We start from the raw sequence: 16,802 nt of genomic DNA on the forward strand, positions 1-16,802 counted from the left end.
CACCAGTTGAGTCGAGACGACGATAAGTAGGGATTGAAGTGGCCGCCGCAGACGCGCTCGCCAAGGTACGCAACATCGGCATCATGGCGCACATCGATGCCGGTAAGACCACGACCACCGAGCGAATCCTGTTCTACACCGGCATCACGTACAAGATCGGTGAGGTCCACGAGGGCGCTGCCGTCATGGACTGGATGGAGCAGGAGCAGGAGCGTGGTATCACCATCACCTCCGCTGCTACCAAGTGTGAGTGGAAAGACCACACGATCCAGATCATCGACACGCCTGGCCACGTCGACTTCACGGTCGAGGTCGAGCGGTCGTTGCGGGTCCTGGATGGCGCGGTCGCGGTTTACGACGGTGTCGCCGGCGTGGAACCGCAGACGGAGAACGTCTGGCGGCAGGCCGACAAGTACAACGTCCCGCGTATGTGCTTCGTCAACAAGCTCGACCGGACCGGCGCCGACTTCTTCCGCTGCGTGCAGATGATGATCGACCGGTTGAACGCCACCCCGCTGGTGCTCCAGATCCCGATCGGGCTCGAGGGTGACCACATCGGTGTCGTCGACCTGATCGGCATGCGCGCACTCACCTGGCGCGGGGAGACCCAGAAGGGTGAGGACTACGCGGTTGAGGAGATTCCGGCCGAGCTGGCCGACTCCGCGGCCGAGTGGCGCGAGAAGCTGATGGAGACCCTGGCCGACGTCGACGACGCGGTGATGGAGAAGTACCTGGAGGGCGACGAGATTTCCGTCGAGGAGATCAAGGCCGCCGTCCGGCGTGCCACCATCGCCGGCAAGGCCAACCCGGTGCTCTGCGGTTCGGCGTTCAAGAACAAGGGCGTCCAGCCCATGCTCGACGCCGTGGTCGACTTCCTGCCGTCGCCGCTGGACGTTCCGGCCATCGAGGGTACGGCCACCGACGGCGAGACCCCGCTGCTGCGTAAGCCGTCCAACTCGGAGCCCTTCTCCGGCCTGGCCTTCAAGATCCAGACGGACAAGCACCTGGGCAAGCTCACCTACGTGCGGGTCTACTCCGGCACGCTCGATTCCGGTTCCCAGGTGGTCAACTCCACCAAGGACCGCAAGGAGCGGATCGGCAAGATCTACCAGATGCACGCCAACAAGCGGGAAGAGCGTCCGTCGGCGCAGGCCGGCGACATCATCGCCGTGCAGGGTCTCAAGCAGACCACCACCGGCGACACTCTCTCCGACCCGGCGAACCCGGTGATCCTGGAGTCGATGACCTTCCCGGAGCCGGTCATCTCGGTGGCGATCGAGCCGAAGACCAAGTCCGACCAGGAGAAGCTGGGCACGGCCATCCAGCGCCTGGCCGAGGAGGACCCGACCTTCCGCGTCCAGCTGGACGAGGAGACCGGTCAGACGGTCATCTCCGGCATGGGTGAGCTGCACCTGGACATCCTGGTCGACCGGATGCGCCGCGAGTTCAACGTCGAGGCGAACGTCGGCAAGCCGCAGGTGGCGTACCGCGAGACCATCCGCCGCAAGGTGGAGAAGGTCGAGTACACCCACAAGAAGCAGACCGGTGGTTCCGGCCAGTACGCCCGCGTGATCGTGAGCGTCGAGCCGCTTCCGCTGGACAACGACTCGCCGACCTACGAGTTCGCCAACGCCGTCAGCGGCGGCCGCATCCCCCGGGAGTTCATCCCCTCGGTGGACGCCGGTGCACAGGACGCGCTGCAGTACGGCATCCTGGCGGGCTTCCCGCTGGTCGGCGTGAAGCTGACCCTGCTGGACGGCCAGTACCACGAGGTCGACTCGTCGGAAATGGCATTCAAGATCGCCGGCTCGATGGTGATGAAGGACGCGGCCCGCAAGGCCGATCCGGCACTGCTCGAGCCGATGATGGCCGTTGAAGTCACCACTCCTGAGGAGAACATGGGTGACGTCATCGGTGACCTCAACTCCCGCCGCGGCATCATCCAGGCGATGGAGGAGCGCAGCGGCGCCCGCATCGTCCGGGCCCTGGTGCCGTTGTCGGAGATGTTCGGCTACGTCGGCGACCTGCGGTCGAAGACCCAGGGCCGGGCTAGCTACAGCATGCAGTTCGACTCCTACGCCGAGGTTCCGCAGAGCGTCGCGAAGGAGATCATCGCCAAGGCAACGGGCGAGTAACGCCCTGAGCAGGTGATTCGTGGTTGGTCGCGGGAGGGTTCACCCGCCCGCGGCCACCACGATCGAATCGCGTGAGACCGGGCCTGTAGGCTTCATCGCCGCAGAACCCACAAAGGCTCTCCGGCCGTCAGGCCGGAAAGGCTGTCGACAGAGTCCTAAGCGCCGACCGGCGCGCCGGGCGTACGAACCAAGAAGTCCACAGGAGGACACCAGTGGCGAAGGCTAAGTTCGAGCGGACTAAGCCGCACGTCAACATCGGCACCATTGGTCACATCGACCACGGTAAGACGACGCTGACGGCGGCCATCACCAAGGTCCTGCACGACCAGTACCCGGACCTGAACCCCTACACGCCGTTCGACGAGATCGACAAGGCGCCGGAGGAGAAGGCCCGCGGCATCACGATCTCGATCGCGCACGTCGAGTACCAGACCGAGTCGCGGCACTACGCGCACGTCGACTGCCCTGGGCACGCCGACTACATCAAGAACATGATCACCGGTGCCGCGCAGATGGACGGCGCGATCCTGGTGGTCGCGGCGACCGACGGCCCGATGCCGCAGACCCGCGAGCACGTGCTGCTGGCCCGTCAGGTCGGTGTGCCGTACATCGTCGTGGCGCTCAACAAGAGCGACATGGTCGATGACGAGGAGCTCCTGGAGCTCGTCGAGCTCGAGGTCCGTGAGCTGCTCTCCTCGCAGGAGTACCCGGGTGACGACCTGCCGGTCGTTCGGGTTTCGGCGCTGAAGGCCCTCGAGGGTGACCCCGAGTGGACCGGCAAGCTGCTGGACCTGATGACCGCGGTCGACACCTCGATCCCGCAGCCGGAGCGCGAGGTTGACAAGCCGTTCCTGATGCCGGTTGAGGACGTCTTCACGATCACCGGTCGTGGCACCGTCGTCACCGGTCGCGTGGAGCGCGGCGTTCTCCTGCCGAACGAGGATGTTGAGCTCGTCGGTATCAAGGAGAAGAGCTTCAAGACCAAGGTCACCGCGATCGAGATGTTCCGGAAGACCCTGGACGACGCCCGCGCAGGCGAGAACGTCGGCCTGCTGCTGCGTGGTACCAAGCGCGACGAGGTCGAGCGCGGCATGGTCGTCGTGAAGCCGGGCTCGAACACCCCGCACACGGAGTTCGAGGCGACGGTCTACATCCTCTCCAAGGAGGAGGGTGGCCGTCACACCCCGTTCTTCCAGAACTACCGTCCGCAGTTCTACTTCCGGACCACTGACGTCACCGGTGTCGTCACCCTCCCCGAGGGCACCGAGATGGTCATGCCGGGTGACAACACGTCCATGTCGGTGAAGCTGATCCAGCCCATCGCCATGGAGGAGAACCTCAAGTTCGCGATCCGCGAGGGTGGCCGCACCGTCGGCGCCGGGTTCGTCACCAAGATTAACAAGTGAACTAGGTAACCCCGATTAGACCCGCCGCCGGTCGTGCGGCATACTAGTCAGGTTGCGTAACGACAGTTCGTCGCCTGTGTTCGGCTTTCGCTGAACCTCCGGGTGGCGAGGCAGTCGAGCGTAGGGTGGTTGGCGGCCCAGTCGCCAACCACCCTCGCACGGCGTTCAGGTCGCGGTAATGCGATCGGCGCCTTGACCCCCCGTGCGGTCAGCACCACTCCGGTACCTAGGGGCGGAGCTCGGCCCGAGGGCGCGACACGCCCGACCGCGGGGGTCGGCGAAGTGGGCCTGTGCCAGCCGGTACAGGCGCCCGCAACACAGCGGCATCGAGAGAAGGAACAGAAGCCACCATGGCGGGACAGAAGATCCGCATCCGGCTCAAGGCCTATGACCACGAGGTCGTCGACTCCTCGGCTCGGAAGATCGTCGAGACGGTGACGCGCACCGGGGCGCAGGTCGCGGGCCCGGTGCCGCTGCCCACGGAGATCAACCGTTTCTGCGTTATCCGCTCGCCGCACAAGTACAAGGACTCGCGCGAGCACTTCGAGATGCGCACGCACAAGCGGCTGATCGACATCATCGACCCGACCCCGAAGACGGTCGACTCGCTCATGCGCCTCGACCTGCCGGCTGGCGTCGACATCGAGATCAAGCTGTAGGGACCGGACAAATGGACAGGCAAGTCAAGGGGATCCTGGGCGCCAAGCTCGGCATGACCCAGGTCTGGGAGAACAACCGTGTTGTTCCCGTGACCGTGGTCGAGGCCGGCCCGTGCGTCATCAGCCAGGTTCGTAGCGCCGAGAAGGACGGTTACTCAGCGGTCCAGCTCGCGTACGGCACCATCGACCCGCGCAAGGTCAAGAAGCCGATCAGCGGGCACTACGCCAAGGCGGACGTGGCGCCGCGCCGGCACATCGTCGAGCTGCGCACCACGGACGCTGGGGAATACTCGCTCGGCCAGGAAGTCACTGTCGAGGAGTTCCCGGCCGGCGTCACCATCGACGTCACCGGCAAGACCAAGGGCAAGGGCTACGCCGGCCCGATGAAGCGGCACGGCTTCCACGGCCTGGGCGCCGGGCACGGCGTCGAGCGCAAGCACCGCTCGCCCGGCTCCATCGGCGCCTGCGCCACTCCGGGTCGTGTCTTCAAGGGCACCCGGATGGCCGGTCGTATGGGTGGCGTGCGGTACACCGTGCAGAACCTCACCGTCCAGGCGGTCGACACCGAGAACAACCTGCTGCTCGTCCGGGGTGCCATTCCTGGTCCCAAGGGCGCGCTCGTTCTGGTCCGTACCGCGGCCAAGAGCAAGGTGAAGAAGGGCGGTGCGGCCAAGTGACCACCGTTGACGTGCGCACCGTCGAAGGCACCACCAGCGGCTCCGTGGAGCTGCCGGAGGACATCTTCGACGTGCAGGCCAACGTCGCGCTGATGCACCAGGTCGTGGTGGCCCAGCTCGCGGCGGCCCGACAGGGCACGCACAAGGCCAAGACCCGCGGCGAGGTCGCCGGTGGCGGCAAGAAGCCGTACAAGCAGAAGGGCACCGGTCGCGCCCGGCAGGGCTCGATCCGCGCGCCGCAGTTCGCCGGCGGTGGCGTCGTGCACGGTCCCGTGCCGCGCGACTACAGCCAGCGGACCCCGAAGAAGATGAAGGCCGCCGCTCTGCGGGGTGCCCTCTCCGACCGGGCCCGCGCCGGGCAGGTGCACGTCGTCGAGGCGTTCGTCTCGGGCGAGAAGCCGTCGACCAAGGCCGCCCTGGCCACGCTGACCAAGCTCACCGAGGCCCGTCGGGTCCTGGTCGTGCTGAGCAGCACCGACGAGCTGAACTGGGTGTCGCTGCGCAACGAGCCGCGGGTGCACCTGATCGAGTCCGGCCAGCTGAACACGTACGACGTGCTGGTGGCCGACGACGTGGTCTTCACCAAGGACGCCCTGGACGAGTTCCTGGGCGTGCCCGCCGAGACCACCGAGGAGGGTGGCAAGTGAGCACGATCGCCGACCCGCGCGACATCATCGTGGCGCCGGTCGTCTCGGAGAAGAGCTACAGCGAGCTGAACCGGAACTGGTACACCTTCCTGGTGCACCCGGACGCGAACAAGACCGAGATCAAGATCGCTATCCAGCAGATCTTCAACGTCCGCGTCCTGACGGTCAACACGCTCAACCGCCAGGGTAAGCGCAAGCGCACCAAGACCGGCTTCGGTCAGCGCAAGGCGACCAAGCGGGCGATCGTGAAGCTGGCTGACGGTGACCGCATCGAGGCCTTCGGCGGCCCGGTCAGCTGAGGGGTGTAGACAATGGCTATCCGTAAGTACAAGCCGACGACGCCGGGCCGACGTGGCTCGAGTGTCGCTGACTTCGCCGAGATCACCCGGTCCACGCCGGAAAAGTCGCTGTTGGCTCCGTTGCCGAAGAAGGGCGGGCGTAACGCCCACGGCCGGATCACCACGCGGCACCACGGTGGCGGTCACAAGCGTCAGTACCGTCTGATCGACTTCAAGCGGGTCGACAAGGACGGCGTGCCGGCGAAGGTCGCTCACATCGAGTACGACCCGAACCGCACGGCGCGCATCGCGCTGCTGCACTACGCCGACGGCGAGAAGCGGTACATCATCGCGCCGAAGGACATGAAGCAGGGCGACCGCGTCGAATCCGGCCCGGGCGCCGACATCAAGCCGGGTAACAACCTGCCGCTGCGCAACATCCCGGTCGGTACCACGATCCACAACGTGGAGCTGCGTCCGGGTGGCGGGGCCAAGCTGGCCCGTTCCGCCGGCGTCGGCATCCAGCTGCTCGGCCGCGAGGGCGCGTACGCGACCCTGCGTATGCCGTCCGGCGAGATCCGGCGGGTGGACGTGCGCTGCCGCGCCAGCGTCGGCGAGATCGGCAACGCCGACCAGTCGAACATCAACTGGGGTAAGGCCGGCCGGATGCGGTGGAAGGGCAAGCGCCCGACCGTCCGTGGTGTCGCCATGAACCCGGTCGACCACCCGCACGGTGGTGGTGAGGGTAAGACCTCCGGTGGTCGCCACCCGGTCAACCCGCAGGGTAAGCCCGAGGGCCGCACCCGCCGTAAGGGCCAGCCGAGTGACCGGCTGATCGTCCGCCGCCGCTACGCCACGCGTAAGCGCGGCTGAGGGAGATAAGACATGCCTCGCAGCCTGAAGAAGGGCCCGTTCGTAGACGACCACCTGCTCAAGAAGGTGGAAGTTCAGAACGACAAGGGCTCCAAGAACGTGATCAAGACCTGGTCGCGGCGCTCGACGATCATCCCCGAGATGCTGGGGCACACGATCGCCGTGCATGACGGACGCAAGCACGTCCCGGTGTTCGTGACCGAGGCGATGGTCGGGCACAAGCTCGGCGAGTTCGCGCTGACCCGCACGTTCAAGGGTCACGAGAAGGACGACCGGAAGAGCCGTCGGCGCTGACGCCGCGGGCATACGGATAGAGGGAACAAGGGGTTACAGCGATGCCAGGAAAGGGCGACGCTCCGGTGCTTCCGGGCGCGCGGGCGGTTGCGCGGCACGTGCGCATCTCGCCGATGAAGGCGCGCCGGGTGGTCAACCTCGTCCGCGGCCTGCCCGCGAAGGAGGCGCTCACGGTGCTGCAGTTCGCGCCGCAGGCTGCGAGCGAGCAGGTGTACAAGGTGCTCGCTAGCGCGATCGCCAACGCGGAGAACAACGAGCGGCTGGACCCCGACGCGCTGCTCGTCAGCGAGGCCTTCGTGGACGAGGGCCCGACGATGAAGCGGTTCCAGCCGCGGGCGCAGGGTCGGGCGTACCGAATCCGCAAGCGCACCTGCCACATCACTGTGGCGGTCGAAGCGGTCGCGCCGGCAGCGCCGAGGAAGGCCGCGGCGAAGAAGGCCGCCCCGGCCACGGAGGCCGCACCGGCCGAAGCGCAGAGCAAGACGGAGGACGCCGAGTAATGGGTCAGAAGGTTCACCCCACTGGGTTCCGGCTCGGCATCTCGACCGACTGGAAGTCCCGCTGGTTCGCGGACAAGCTCTACAAGGACTACATCGGCGAGGATGTCAAGATCCGCCGCATGATGTCCAAGGGCCTCGAGCGTGCCGGGATTTCCAAGGTCGACATCGAGCGCACCCGCGACCGGGTCCGGGTCGACATCCACACCGCCCGGCCGGGCATTGTCATCGGCCGTAAGGGTGCGGAGGCCGACCGGATCCGCGGCGAGCTTGAGAAGCTCACCGGCAAGCAGGTTCAGCTGAACATCATCGAGGTGAAGAACCCCGAGTCGGACGCTCAGCTGGTCGCGCAGGGCGTGGCCGAGCAGCTGTCCAGCCGGGTCAGCTTCCGTCGGGCGATGCGCAAGGCCATGCAGTCGGCGATGAAGAACCCGGTCTGCAAGGGCATCCGGGTTCAGGTCTCGGGTCGCCTCGGCGGCGCCGAGATGAGCCGGACCGAGTTCTACCGTGAGGGCCGGGTTCCGCTGCACACGCTGCGGGCCAACATCGAGTACGGCTTCTTCGAGGCCCGTACCACGTTCGGTCGGATCGGTGTGAAGGTCTGGATCTACAAGGGCGACGCCGTCCCGGGCCGGGAAGCTCCGGCCGAGGCCGGTCCGTCCCGCCCGCGTCGTGGTGAGCGCGGCGACCGTCCCGAGCGTCCGCGCCGTGGCCGGTCGGGTTCGTCCGGCACCACGGCTGGTGGCACCGAGGCCGGTCGGGCTGCTGCGACCACCATCGCGCAGCAGGCCGAGACGCCGAGCGGCGAGCCGGTCGACAGCGCAGCTGTCGCCGCCGCTGCTGCTCCGGCAGAAACGCAGCAGGAGGGCTGACAGATGCTGATGCCGCGCAAGCCCCCGAAGGGCTTCCGCAAGCCGCACCACCCGGACCGCAGTGGCGCGTCCAAGGGTGGTAACCGGGTGGTGTTCGGCGAGTTCGGGATCCAGGCTCTCGAGCCGGCGTACGTGACGAACCGGCAGATCGAGTCGGCACGTATCGCGATGACTCGCCACATCAAGCGTGGTGGCAAGGTCTGGATCACGATCTTCCCGGACCAGGCCCTCACCAAGAAGCCTGCCGAGACCCGGATGGGTTCCGGTAAGGGTTCGCCCGAGTGGTGGGTTGCCAACGTCAAGCCGGGGCGGGTTCTCTTCGAGATGTCCTTCCCCAACGAGCAGACCGCGCGAGAGGCCATGCGTCGCGCGATCCACAAGCTCCCGATGAAGTGCCGCATTGTTACGCGCGAAGTGGGTGAATCCTGATGGCAGCGGGCGTTAAGGCGACCGAGCTGCGTGAGCTCTCCGAAGAGGAGCTGGTCACGAAGCTGCGGGAGGCCAAGGCGGAGCTGTTCAACCTCCGCGTGCAGGCCGCAACCGGGCAGCTGGACAACAACCGGCGGTTGCAGGTCATCCGTCGGGAGATCGCCCGGATCTACACGATCATGCGTGAGCGTGAGCTGGGGCTCTCGGCCGCGCCGACTGAGGTGACTGCATCATGACCGAAGAGACCGCCACCGCCGCCGCGCGGTCGCGCCGCAAGGTCCGCGAGGGCCTGGTGATCAGCGACAAGATGGACAAGACCGTCGTTGTCGAGGTCGAGGACCGGGTTCGGCACGCGCTGTACGGCAAGATCATGCGCCGTACGGCCAAGCTGAAGGTGCACGACGAGCAGAACGCCGCTGGCACCGGTGACCGGGTTCTCATCATGGAGACCCGGCCGCTGAGCGCCACCAAGCGTTGGCGGATCGTGGAGATCCTGGAAAAGGCCAAGTAGCGAAGGCTCGAGCTCGCCCGGCGTTGCGTCGGGCGTAGGTTCCGCCAGGCTCCGGCCGCTACGGCGGCCGGAGAACCGGCAGACATAGGAGATAGACGTGATTCAGCAGGAGTCGCGACTGCGCGTCGCCGACAACACGGGTGCTCGGGAGATCCTGTGCATCCGGGTTCTCGGCGGCTCGGGTCGGCGCTACGCGAGCATCGGCGACGTCATCGTGGCCACGGTCAAGGACGCGATCCCGGGTGCCGGTGTGAAGAAGGGCGACGTCGTCAAGGCTGTCGTCGTTCGCACCGCCAAGGAGAGGCGGCGTCCGGACGGCTCGTACATCCGCTTCGACGAGAACGCCGCCGTCATCATCAAGGACGGCGGGGACCCGCGTGGAACCCGTATCTTCGGCCCGGTGGGCCGGGAGCTGCGGGACAAGCGGTTCATGAAGATTATTTCCCTCGCGCCGGAGGTGTTGTGACCGTGAAGGTCAAGAAGGGCGACACGGTCGTCATCATCGCCGGCAAGGACAAGGGTGCCAAGGGCAAGGTCATTCAGGCCTACCCGCGGCAGGACAAGGTCCTGGTCGAGGGCGTGAACCGGGTCAAGAAGCACACCCGCATCAGCACCACCCAGCGTGGCGCCAAGACCGGCGGCATCGTCACTCAGGAGGCCCCGATCCACGTCTCGAACGTGCAGGTCCTGGACTCCGACGGCAAGCCGACCCGCGTCGGTTACCGGATCGACGACAACGGCCAGAAGGTCCGCATCGCGCGTAGCACCGGTAAGGACCTGTGATGACCACGGCTACCGAAAAGACCCTGCCGCGCCTCAAGGAGCGGTACCGCAACGAGATCGTGGCCCAGCTGCGTGAGCAGCGCAGCTACGGCAACCCCATGCAGGTGCCGCGGCTGGTCAAGATCGTCGTCAACATGGGTGTCGGCGAGGCTGCTCGCGACGCCAAGCTGATCGACGGCGCGGTCCGCGACCTCGCCACGATCACCGGCCAGAAGCCGCAGGTGCGGCGGGCGACCAAGTCCATCGCGCAGTTCAAGCTCCGCGAGGGCATGCCGATCGGCGCGAAGGTCACCCTTCGCGGCGACCGGATGTGGGAGTTCATGGACCGGCTGCTCTCCATCGCGCTGCCGCGTATCCGCGACTTCCGCGGCTTGGACGGGCGCAAGCTGGACGGGCACGGCAACTACACGTTCGGTCTGACCGAGCAGTCGGTGTTCCACGAGATCGACCAGGACCGGATCGATCGCCAGCGGGGCATGGACATCACGGTGGTCACGACCGCCACGACCGACGACGAGGGCCGGGCGCTGCTCAAGCTCCTGGGCTTCCCGTTCAAGGAGAACTGAGATGGCCAAGAAGGCGCTGATCATCAAGGCGGCCGCGAAGCCGAAGTTCTCGGTTCGCGCGTACACCCGCTGCCAGCGGTGCGGGCGTCCGAAGGCGGTCTACCGCAAGTTCGGGCTCTGCCGCGTCTGCATCCGGGAGATGGCTCACCGCGGTGAGCTGCCGGGCGTGTCCAAGGCTTCCTGGTAAGGGCGACCGCGTCCCGGCCGTCGGCCGGGAACTCCTGCACCGATTAGGTATTGCTCTTCGCCGTAGGCCCGGGGCTGATGCCCCGGGAACCCCGGCGAGAAAGGCTGACGAAATCCATGACGATGACCGACCCGATCGCAGACATGCTCACGCGTCTGCGTAACGCCAACCAGGCGTACCACGATCAGGTGAAGATGCCCTACTCCAAGATCAAGGCGAACATCGCCGAGGTCCTGAAGGCCGAGGGTTACATCGCCACCTGGTCGGTCGAGGAGCCCGAGGAGGGCGCCGTCGGCAAGCGACTGGTCGTCGAGCTGAAGTACGGCCAGAACCGCGAGCGGAGCCTGGCCGGCATCAAGCGCGTGTCCAAGCCCGGTCTCCGGGTGTACGCCAAGTCGGACGGGCTCCCGCGGGTGCTCGGTGGGCTGGGCGTGGCGATCATTTCGACGTCCCAGGGGCTGCTGACCGACCGGCAGGCCCGCAAGCGGAGTGTTGGCGGGGAAGTCCTCGCCTTCGTCTGGTAACGGGAGACAGGTAGAAATGTCGCGAATTGGACGTAAGTCGATCCCGGTACCAGCCGGCGTCGATATCACGATCGACGGGCAGACCGTCAAGGTCAAGGGCCCCAAGGGCCAGCTTGAGCACACCCTCGCCGAGCCGATCACGATCGAGCGGGCCGAGGATGGCGAGCTGAGCGTCAACCGGCCGAACGACGAGCGCAAGGCCAAGGAACTCCACGGCCTGAGCCGTACGCTGGTTGCCAACATGATCGTCGGGGTCACCGAGGGCTACCGCAAGAGCCTGGAGATCGCCGGCACCGGTTACCGGGTCACCGCCAAGGGTTCGGACCTCGAGTTCGCGCTCGGGTTCTCGCACCCGGTGGTCGTCCCCGCCCCGGCGGGCATCACCTTCACGGTGGAGCGGCCGACCCTGTTCCACGTGGCTGGCATCGACAAGCAGCAGGTCGGTGAGGTCGCCGCCAACATCCGGAAGATCCGCCCGCCGGAGCCCTACAAGGGCAAGGGCGTCAAGTACCAGGGCGAGGTCATCCGCCGCAAGGCTGGAAAGGCAGGTAAGAAGTGAGCGCCACGCTGCTCAAGCGCCGCCGCGGTGTCGCCGCCAAGCGCGCCGTTGGGCGTGCGCGTCGACACTTCCGCGTCCGCAAGAACGTCAGCGGTACGGCCGAGCGTCCGCGCCTGGTCGTCACCCGCTCGCTGCGGCACATGGTCGCCCAGATCGTCGACGACACCAAGGGTCACACCCTGGCGTCGGCGTCGACCCTGGACGCCTCGCTGCGCGGTGCGGAGGGCGACAAGAGCGCCCTGGCTGGCAAGGTGGGCGCGTTGCTCGCCGAGCGGGCCAAGGCCGCCGGCGTCTCCAAGGTCGTCTTCGACCGCGGCGGCAACCGGTACGCGGGGCGAGTCGCCGCGCTTGCCGACGCCGCCCGCGAAGCCGGGCTCGAGTTCTAACAACCCCGTCACGAGAGAGAAGGAAGGCTGCTGATGCCAGGTCAACAGCGCCGTGGCGGCGGGTCCGGTGGCAACGAGGGTGGTCGCCGCGACAACCGCCGTGAGGGCGGCCGCGGAAACGCGCCCGTCGAGAAGACCCCGCACCTTGAGCGGGTCGTCGCGATCAACCGCGTCGCCAAGGTCGTGAAGGGTGGTCGTCGCTTCAGCTTCACCGCCCTGGTGATCGTGGGCGACGGCGACGGCACGGTCGGCGTGGGCTACGGAAAGGCCAAGGAGGTGCCCGCGGCCATCGCCAAGGGTGTCGAGGAGGCCAAGAAGCACTTCTTCAAGGTCCCGCGGATCGGTCAGTCGATCCCACACCCGGTGACGGGTGAGGACGCCGCTGGTGTGGTGCTGCTCAAGCCGGCCTCGGCCGGTACGGGTGTCATCGCCGGTGGACCGGTGCGTGCCGTGCTGGAGTGCGCTGGGATCCACGACGTGCTCTCCAAGAGCCTCGGTTCGTCGAACCCGATCAACATCGTGCACGCCACCGTGGCGGCCCTGAAGGGGCTTGAGTCCCCCGAGCAGGTCGCGGCGCGTCGTGGTCTGCCGGTGGAGGACGTCGCGCCGGCCGCCATGCTGGCGTCGCGTGCGGGGGTGGCGCACTGATGGCACGCCTGAAGGTCACCCAGCTCCGGTCCGGTATCGGGACCAAGCACAACCAGCGTGAGTCGCTGCGTTCGCTCGGTCTCAAGCGGATCAACGACGTGGTGGTCAAGGAGGACCGGCCCGAGATCCGCGGCATGATCTTCACTGTGAGCCACCTCGTGAAGGTCGAGGAGGTCGAGTAATGACGATCAAGGTGCATCACCTGCGCCCGGCGCCCGGTTCCAAGACCGCGAAGACCCGTGTGGGTCGCGGTGAGGGTTCCAAGGGCAAGACCGCTGGTCGCGGTACCAAGGGTTCCAAGGCCCGCAAGAACATCTCGGCGGCGTTCGAGGGTGGGCAGATGCCCATCCACATGCGCCTGCCGAAGATGAAGGGCTTCAAGAACAAGTTCAAGGTGGTCTTCCAGGTGGTCAACCTGGACCGACTCGCTGAGCTGTTCCCGAATGGTGGTCAGGTCGGCCCGCTGGAGCTCGTCGAGTCCGGCGCGGTCCGCAAGGGTCACCCGGTCAAGGTCCTCGGCACCGGGGACCTCGGCGGTGTGGCGCTCCAGGTGTCCGCGCACGCGTTCAGTGCGTCGGCCAAGGAGAAGATCGCTGCTGCCGGTGGCTCCGCCACCGAGCTGTAAGGCGTACGACCATGGCGCCCGTCCAGTTGAGAGCAACTGGCGGGCGCCATGGTCTGCCTGGGGCCTGAGCGCCCGGTAACATCGGAATCGATTTATGTAGTCGGGCGCATCTGCCCGGACCGGGGTGAGGCTGTTAGAGTCCCATCCCAGCCATGGATTGCGGGCACTCGCCCGTGATCCACCCCGACCCGCCAGGGATCACCGGCGGCCCGCCTCGCGCAGGAGGAAGAAGTTGCTGTCCGCCTTTCTCAGTGCGTTCCGTACGCCTGACCTGCGCAAGAAGCTGCTGTTCACAGTAGGCATCATCGCGGTCTACCGGCTGGGTGCAACGCTCCCCAGCCCGGGCGTCTCGTACGGCAACGTGCAGAAGTGCCTCGACACCATCCAGGGTGACACCACAGGGGTGGTGAACCTTCTCAACCTCTTCTCCGGCGGAGCGCTGCTACAGCTCTCGGTCTTCGCGCTGGGCATCATGCCCTACATCACCGCGTCGATCATCCTGCAGCTGCTGACCGTCGTGATCCCCCGCCTTGAGCAGCTCCGCAAGGAGGGCCAGGCCGGTCAGGCGAAGATCACCCAGTACACCCGTTACCTGACCCTCGGTCTCGGCGTGCTGCAGGCCTCGGCGTTCGTGGCCCTGGCTCGCTCGGGCCAGCTGTTCCAGAACCGCTGCGACCAGTTCCCGATCATCCCGACCGGCACCGGCATCCCGGACTGGCTGACCCTGACCATCCTGGTGATGACGATGACCGCCGGCACCGGCATGGTCATGTGGCTCGGTGAGCTGATCACCGACCGCGGCGTCGGCAACGGCATGTCCGTCCTGATCTTCACCTCGATCGCGGCGCGGCTGCCCAGCGAGGGCTGGCAGATCAAGACCAGCAAGGGCTGGGACATGTTCGCCCTGGTCATCGCGCTGGTCCTGGTGGTCATCACCGCTGTCACCTTCATCGAGCAGGCGCAGCGCCGGATCCCGGTGCAGTACGCCAAGCGGATGATCGGCCGGCGGATGTACGGCGGCACCTCGACCTACATCCCGCTCAAGGTCAACCAGGCGGGTGTGATCCCGGTCATCTTCGGCTCGTCGCTGCTCTACCTGCCGCAGTTGGCGCTGCAGTTCTTCGACCAGACCGACCCGGGCAAGACCCAGTCGTGGATCCAGAACAACCTGGTCAACCCGAGCAGCCCGATCTACATCTCGGTCTACTTCCTGCTGATCATCTTCTTCACGTACTTCTACGTCTCGATCACGTTCAACCCGACCGAGGTCGCGGACAACATGAAGAAGTACGGCGGGTTCGTGCCGGGCATCCGCCCGGGCAAGCCGACCGCCGACTACCTGGACTTCATCCTCAGCCGGATCACCCTGCCGGGCGCGCTCTACCTCGGCGTCATCTCGATCCTGCCGAACTTCTTCTTCATCTGGCTGGACAACCAGCAGTACCAGAACTTCCCGTTCGGCGGCACCGCTGTGCTCATCATGGTCGGCGTCGGTCTGGAGACCGTGAAGCAGATCGAGAGCCAACTCATGCAGCGGAACTACGAAGGGTTCCTGCGGTAGATGAGACTCGTTCTGGTTGGCCCGCCGGGCGCGGGCAAGGGCACGCAGGCCGAGTTCATCGCCGCGCACCTCTCGGTGCCGAAGATTTCGACCGGAGACATCTTCCGGTCGAACGTCACCCAGGGCACGCCGCTCGGTGTCGAGGCGAAGCGGTACATGGACGCGGGCGAGCTGGTTCCGGACGAGGTCACCATCAACATGGTCCGGGACCGGCTGGCCGAGCCCGACGCCAGCGAGGGTTTCCTGCTCGACGGCTTCCCGCGGACGACTCCGCAGGCGGCCGCTCTGGACAAGCTCCTGGCCGATCTGGGCACCGCCCTGGATCTGGTCCTGGAGCTGGTCGTCGACGACGACGAGGTGATCCGGCGGCTTTCCGGCAGGCGTACCTGCCGGGGCTGCGGCAAGATCTGGCACGTCGAGTTCGACGCCACCACCCGGCCCGGCATCTGTGACCGATGCGGCGCCGAGCTGTTCCAGCGCGACGACGACAAGCCGGAAACGATCGCCACGCGGCTTCGTGAGTACAGCGAGAAGACCGCACCGCTGGTCGACTACTACGGCGCTCAGGGCAAGCTGGTCGGGATCGACGCCACCGGGCCGGTGGAGGACGTCACCACCCGGGCCATCGACGCGTTGCGGTCGTACGGCGGCTGAGGTCCGGCCGGGCCACGGCGGATAGAGTGCGAACAGCGGGGTACGCGTTATGTGCCCCGCTGTTCGGCAACGAAAGGTAACCGCTCCATGCGTCGTCCCCAGCTGGACATCCAGCTGAAGACCCCTGACCAGATCGAGAAGATGCGGGCCGCCGGGCTGGTGGTGGCCGAGGCACTGCGCCGGATGCGGGAGGCTGTGGCCCCCGGTGTGAGCACCGCCGATCTGGACGCCATCGCCGAGGCGACCATCCGCGAGGCGGGCGGCGTTCCGTCGTTCAAGGGCTACCACGGTTTTCCGGCGTCGATCTGCTCCTCGGTCAACGAGCAGATCGTGCACGCCATCCCGTCGCCGAAGCAGGTGCTCCAGGCCGGCGACCTGATCTCCATCGACTGCGGCGCGGTGCTGGACGGGTGGCACGGCGACTCCGCGATCACGGTCGGGGTCGGTGACGTCGACCCGGCACTGCTGAAGATGGCCGAGGTCGCCGAGGACGCGATGTGGGCCGGCATCGCCGCCGCCGCGCGTGGTGCGGCCAGCGGCAAGGGCCGGCTCACCGACATCTCGCACGCCGTGGAGACCGCTGTCCGCAAGGGCGGCCGGTACGGCATCGTCGACGGCTACGGCGGGCACGGCATCGGCACCGAGATGCACCAGGACCCCCACGTGCTCAACCACGGTCGGCCGGGCAAGGGCCCGCGTCTGGTCCCCGGTATGGCCCTGGCCATCGAGCCGATGATCACCATGGCGTCCCCGCGTACCGCCGAGTTGGCAGACGGATGGACGGTCGTCACCCGGGACGGCTCGGTGGCCGCGCACGTCGAACACTCGATGGCGCTGCTGCCGGACGGCGTCTGGGTGCTCACCGCGTTCGACGGTGGCCGGGCGCGCCTGGGCGACCTGGTAACCGCCCGCCAACCCGCGGCCACAAAGACCCCCTAACACCGGCCTGGCTTCCCGCCATTGATCATGAAGTTGTAGCTCCGACACGCCGCTGAGGCGAGCAACAGTTTCATGATCCACCGGTGTCCCGG

Annotated in this window: 26 protein-coding genes; all 26 read left to right on the plus strand. The window is 66.9% G+C overall.

Annotation, left to right across the window (positions count from 1 at the left end):
* Positions 1–38: 38 nt before the first annotated feature.
* The 26 genes from fusA to map all read left to right on the plus strand — a co-directional run bounded on the left by fusA (position 39) and on the right by map (position 16,710).
* Positions 39–2,135: an elongation factor G gene (fusA, locus tag ACIA47_RS13885; RefSeq protein ID WP_396707963.1), complete on the plus strand. Its 2,097-nt coding sequence runs from the start codon at positions 39–41 to the stop codon at positions 2,133–2,135.
* Positions 2,136–2,347: 212 nt separating this feature from the next.
* On the plus strand, positions 2,348–3,541 hold the full coding sequence (gene tuf / locus ACIA47_RS13890; protein ID WP_030489585.1) for an elongation factor Tu: 1,194 nt from the start codon (positions 2,348–2,350) through the stop codon (positions 3,539–3,541).
* Positions 3,542–3,891: 350 nt separating this feature from the next.
* A complete protein-coding gene (gene rpsJ, locus ACIA47_RS13895; protein WP_007073037.1) occupies positions 3,892–4,200 on the plus strand; it encodes a 30S ribosomal protein S10 in 309 nt (102 codons plus the stop codon).
* 11 nt (positions 4,201–4,211) lie between these two features.
* Positions 4,212–4,877, plus strand: coding sequence for a 50S ribosomal protein L3 (gene rplC / locus ACIA47_RS13900; protein WP_091402403.1), 666 nt, complete (start codon positions 4,212–4,214; stop codon positions 4,875–4,877).
* Complete coding sequence (gene rplD / locus ACIA47_RS13905; protein WP_030489587.1) at positions 4,874–5,524, plus strand: 50S ribosomal protein L4; 651 nt, start codon at positions 4,874–4,876, stop codon at positions 5,522–5,524. Before rplC ends, rplD begins: the two co-directional genes overlap by 4 nt.
* The gene (gene rplW, locus ACIA47_RS13910; RefSeq protein WP_007465304.1) at positions 5,521–5,823 is read left to right on the plus strand and encodes a 50S ribosomal protein L23; all 303 of its coding nucleotides are present in this window, start codon (positions 5,521–5,523) and stop codon (positions 5,821–5,823) included. The genes rplD and rplW overlap by 4 nt, the downstream gene beginning before the upstream one ends.
* A 12-nt stretch (positions 5,824–5,835) precedes the next feature.
* Positions 5,836–6,675 (plus strand): 50S ribosomal protein L2, encoded by an 840-nt coding sequence (gene rplB / locus ACIA47_RS13915; protein WP_088950237.1) that lies wholly within the window; start codon positions 5,836–5,838, stop codon positions 6,673–6,675.
* Between the two features lie 12 nt (positions 6,676–6,687).
* On the plus strand, positions 6,688–6,969 hold the full coding sequence (rpsS, locus tag ACIA47_RS13920; protein ID WP_007465299.1) for a 30S ribosomal protein S19: 282 nt from the start codon (positions 6,688–6,690) through the stop codon (positions 6,967–6,969).
* 41 nt (positions 6,970–7,010) lie between these two features.
* Positions 7,011–7,469, plus strand: coding sequence for a 50S ribosomal protein L22 (gene rplV, locus ACIA47_RS13925; RefSeq protein WP_007465297.1), 459 nt, complete (start codon positions 7,011–7,013; stop codon positions 7,467–7,469).
* Entirely contained in the window at positions 7,469–8,338 is an 870-nt protein-coding gene (gene rpsC, locus ACIA47_RS13930; protein ID WP_007465294.1) for a 30S ribosomal protein S3, read from the plus strand. Before rplV ends, rpsC begins: the two co-directional genes overlap by 1 nt.
* Positions 8,339–8,341: 3 nt before the next feature.
* On the plus strand, positions 8,342–8,767 hold the full coding sequence (gene rplP, locus ACIA47_RS13935; RefSeq protein ID WP_053653940.1) for a 50S ribosomal protein L16: 426 nt from the start codon (positions 8,342–8,344) through the stop codon (positions 8,765–8,767).
* Positions 8,767–9,003, plus strand: a complete 237-nt coding sequence (rpmC, locus tag ACIA47_RS13940) for a 50S ribosomal protein L29 (protein WP_007465283.1) — start codon at positions 8,767–8,769, stop codon at positions 9,001–9,003. Before rplP ends, rpmC begins: the two co-directional genes overlap by 1 nt.
* Positions 9,000–9,278, plus strand: a complete 279-nt coding sequence (gene rpsQ / locus ACIA47_RS13945; RefSeq protein WP_030489590.1) for a 30S ribosomal protein S17 — start codon at positions 9,000–9,002, stop codon at positions 9,276–9,278. Before rpmC ends, rpsQ begins: the two co-directional genes overlap by 4 nt.
* A 97-nt stretch (positions 9,279–9,375) precedes the next feature.
* On the plus strand, positions 9,376–9,744 hold the full coding sequence (gene rplN, locus ACIA47_RS13950; protein ID WP_007465279.1) for a 50S ribosomal protein L14: 369 nt from the start codon (positions 9,376–9,378) through the stop codon (positions 9,742–9,744).
* Complete coding sequence (rplX, locus tag ACIA47_RS13955; RefSeq protein ID WP_203120238.1) at positions 9,741–10,061, plus strand: 50S ribosomal protein L24; 321 nt, start codon at positions 9,741–9,743, stop codon at positions 10,059–10,061. The genes rplN and rplX overlap by 4 nt, the downstream gene beginning before the upstream one ends.
* Positions 10,061–10,627, plus strand: a complete 567-nt coding sequence (gene rplE, locus ACIA47_RS13960; protein WP_091402385.1) for a 50S ribosomal protein L5 — start codon at positions 10,061–10,063, stop codon at positions 10,625–10,627. The genes rplX and rplE overlap by 1 nt, the downstream gene beginning before the upstream one ends.
* A 1-nt stretch (position 10,628) precedes the next feature.
* On the plus strand, positions 10,629–10,814 hold the full coding sequence (locus ACIA47_RS13965; protein WP_007465272.1) for a type Z 30S ribosomal protein S14: 186 nt from the start codon (positions 10,629–10,631) through the stop codon (positions 10,812–10,814).
* 116 nt (positions 10,815–10,930) lie between these two features.
* The gene (gene rpsH, locus ACIA47_RS13970; protein WP_007465270.1) at positions 10,931–11,338 is read left to right on the plus strand and encodes a 30S ribosomal protein S8; all 408 of its coding nucleotides are present in this window, start codon (positions 10,931–10,933) and stop codon (positions 11,336–11,338) included.
* Between the two features lie 16 nt (positions 11,339–11,354).
* A complete protein-coding gene (gene rplF / locus ACIA47_RS13975; RefSeq protein WP_124776992.1) occupies positions 11,355–11,897 on the plus strand; it encodes a 50S ribosomal protein L6 in 543 nt (180 codons plus the stop codon).
* Positions 11,894–12,283 carry a 50S ribosomal protein L18 gene (gene rplR, locus ACIA47_RS13980; RefSeq protein WP_030329901.1) on the plus strand — a complete coding sequence of 130 codons (390 nt, stop codon included), beginning with the start codon at positions 11,894–11,896 and terminating at the stop codon, positions 12,281–12,283. Before rplF ends, rplR begins: the two co-directional genes overlap by 4 nt.
* 33 nt (positions 12,284–12,316) lie before the next feature.
* Entirely contained in the window at positions 12,317–12,931 is a 615-nt protein-coding gene (rpsE, locus tag ACIA47_RS13985; protein ID WP_074314587.1) for a 30S ribosomal protein S5, read from the plus strand.
* On the plus strand, positions 12,931–13,113 hold the full coding sequence (gene rpmD, locus ACIA47_RS13990; RefSeq protein WP_007465262.1) for a 50S ribosomal protein L30: 183 nt from the start codon (positions 12,931–12,933) through the stop codon (positions 13,111–13,113). The genes rpsE and rpmD overlap by 1 nt, the downstream gene beginning before the upstream one ends.
* Positions 13,113–13,556: a 50S ribosomal protein L15 gene (gene rplO, locus ACIA47_RS13995; protein ID WP_088950230.1), complete on the plus strand. Its 444-nt coding sequence runs from the start codon at positions 13,113–13,115 to the stop codon at positions 13,554–13,556. Before rpmD ends, rplO begins: the two co-directional genes overlap by 1 nt.
* Positions 13,557–13,788: 232 nt before the next feature.
* Positions 13,789–15,117, plus strand: coding sequence for a preprotein translocase subunit SecY (gene secY / locus ACIA47_RS14000; protein WP_112726476.1), 1,329 nt, complete (start codon positions 13,789–13,791; stop codon positions 15,115–15,117).
* Positions 15,118–15,771 carry an adenylate kinase gene (locus ACIA47_RS14005; protein ID WP_088950228.1) on the plus strand — a complete coding sequence of 218 codons (654 nt, stop codon included), beginning with the start codon at positions 15,118–15,120 and terminating at the stop codon, positions 15,769–15,771.
* Positions 15,772–15,858: 87 nt separating this feature from the next.
* Positions 15,859–16,710: a type I methionyl aminopeptidase gene (gene map, locus ACIA47_RS14010; RefSeq protein WP_091402377.1), complete on the plus strand. Its 852-nt coding sequence runs from the start codon at positions 15,859–15,861 to the stop codon at positions 16,708–16,710.
* Positions 16,711–16,802: the final 92 nt, after the last annotated feature.

The sequence above is a fragment of the Micromonospora sp. NPDC051227 genome (genome assembly GCF_044455385.1).
In the GTDB taxonomy this organism is placed as follows: Bacteria; Actinomycetota; Actinomycetes; order Mycobacteriales; family Micromonosporaceae; genus Micromonospora.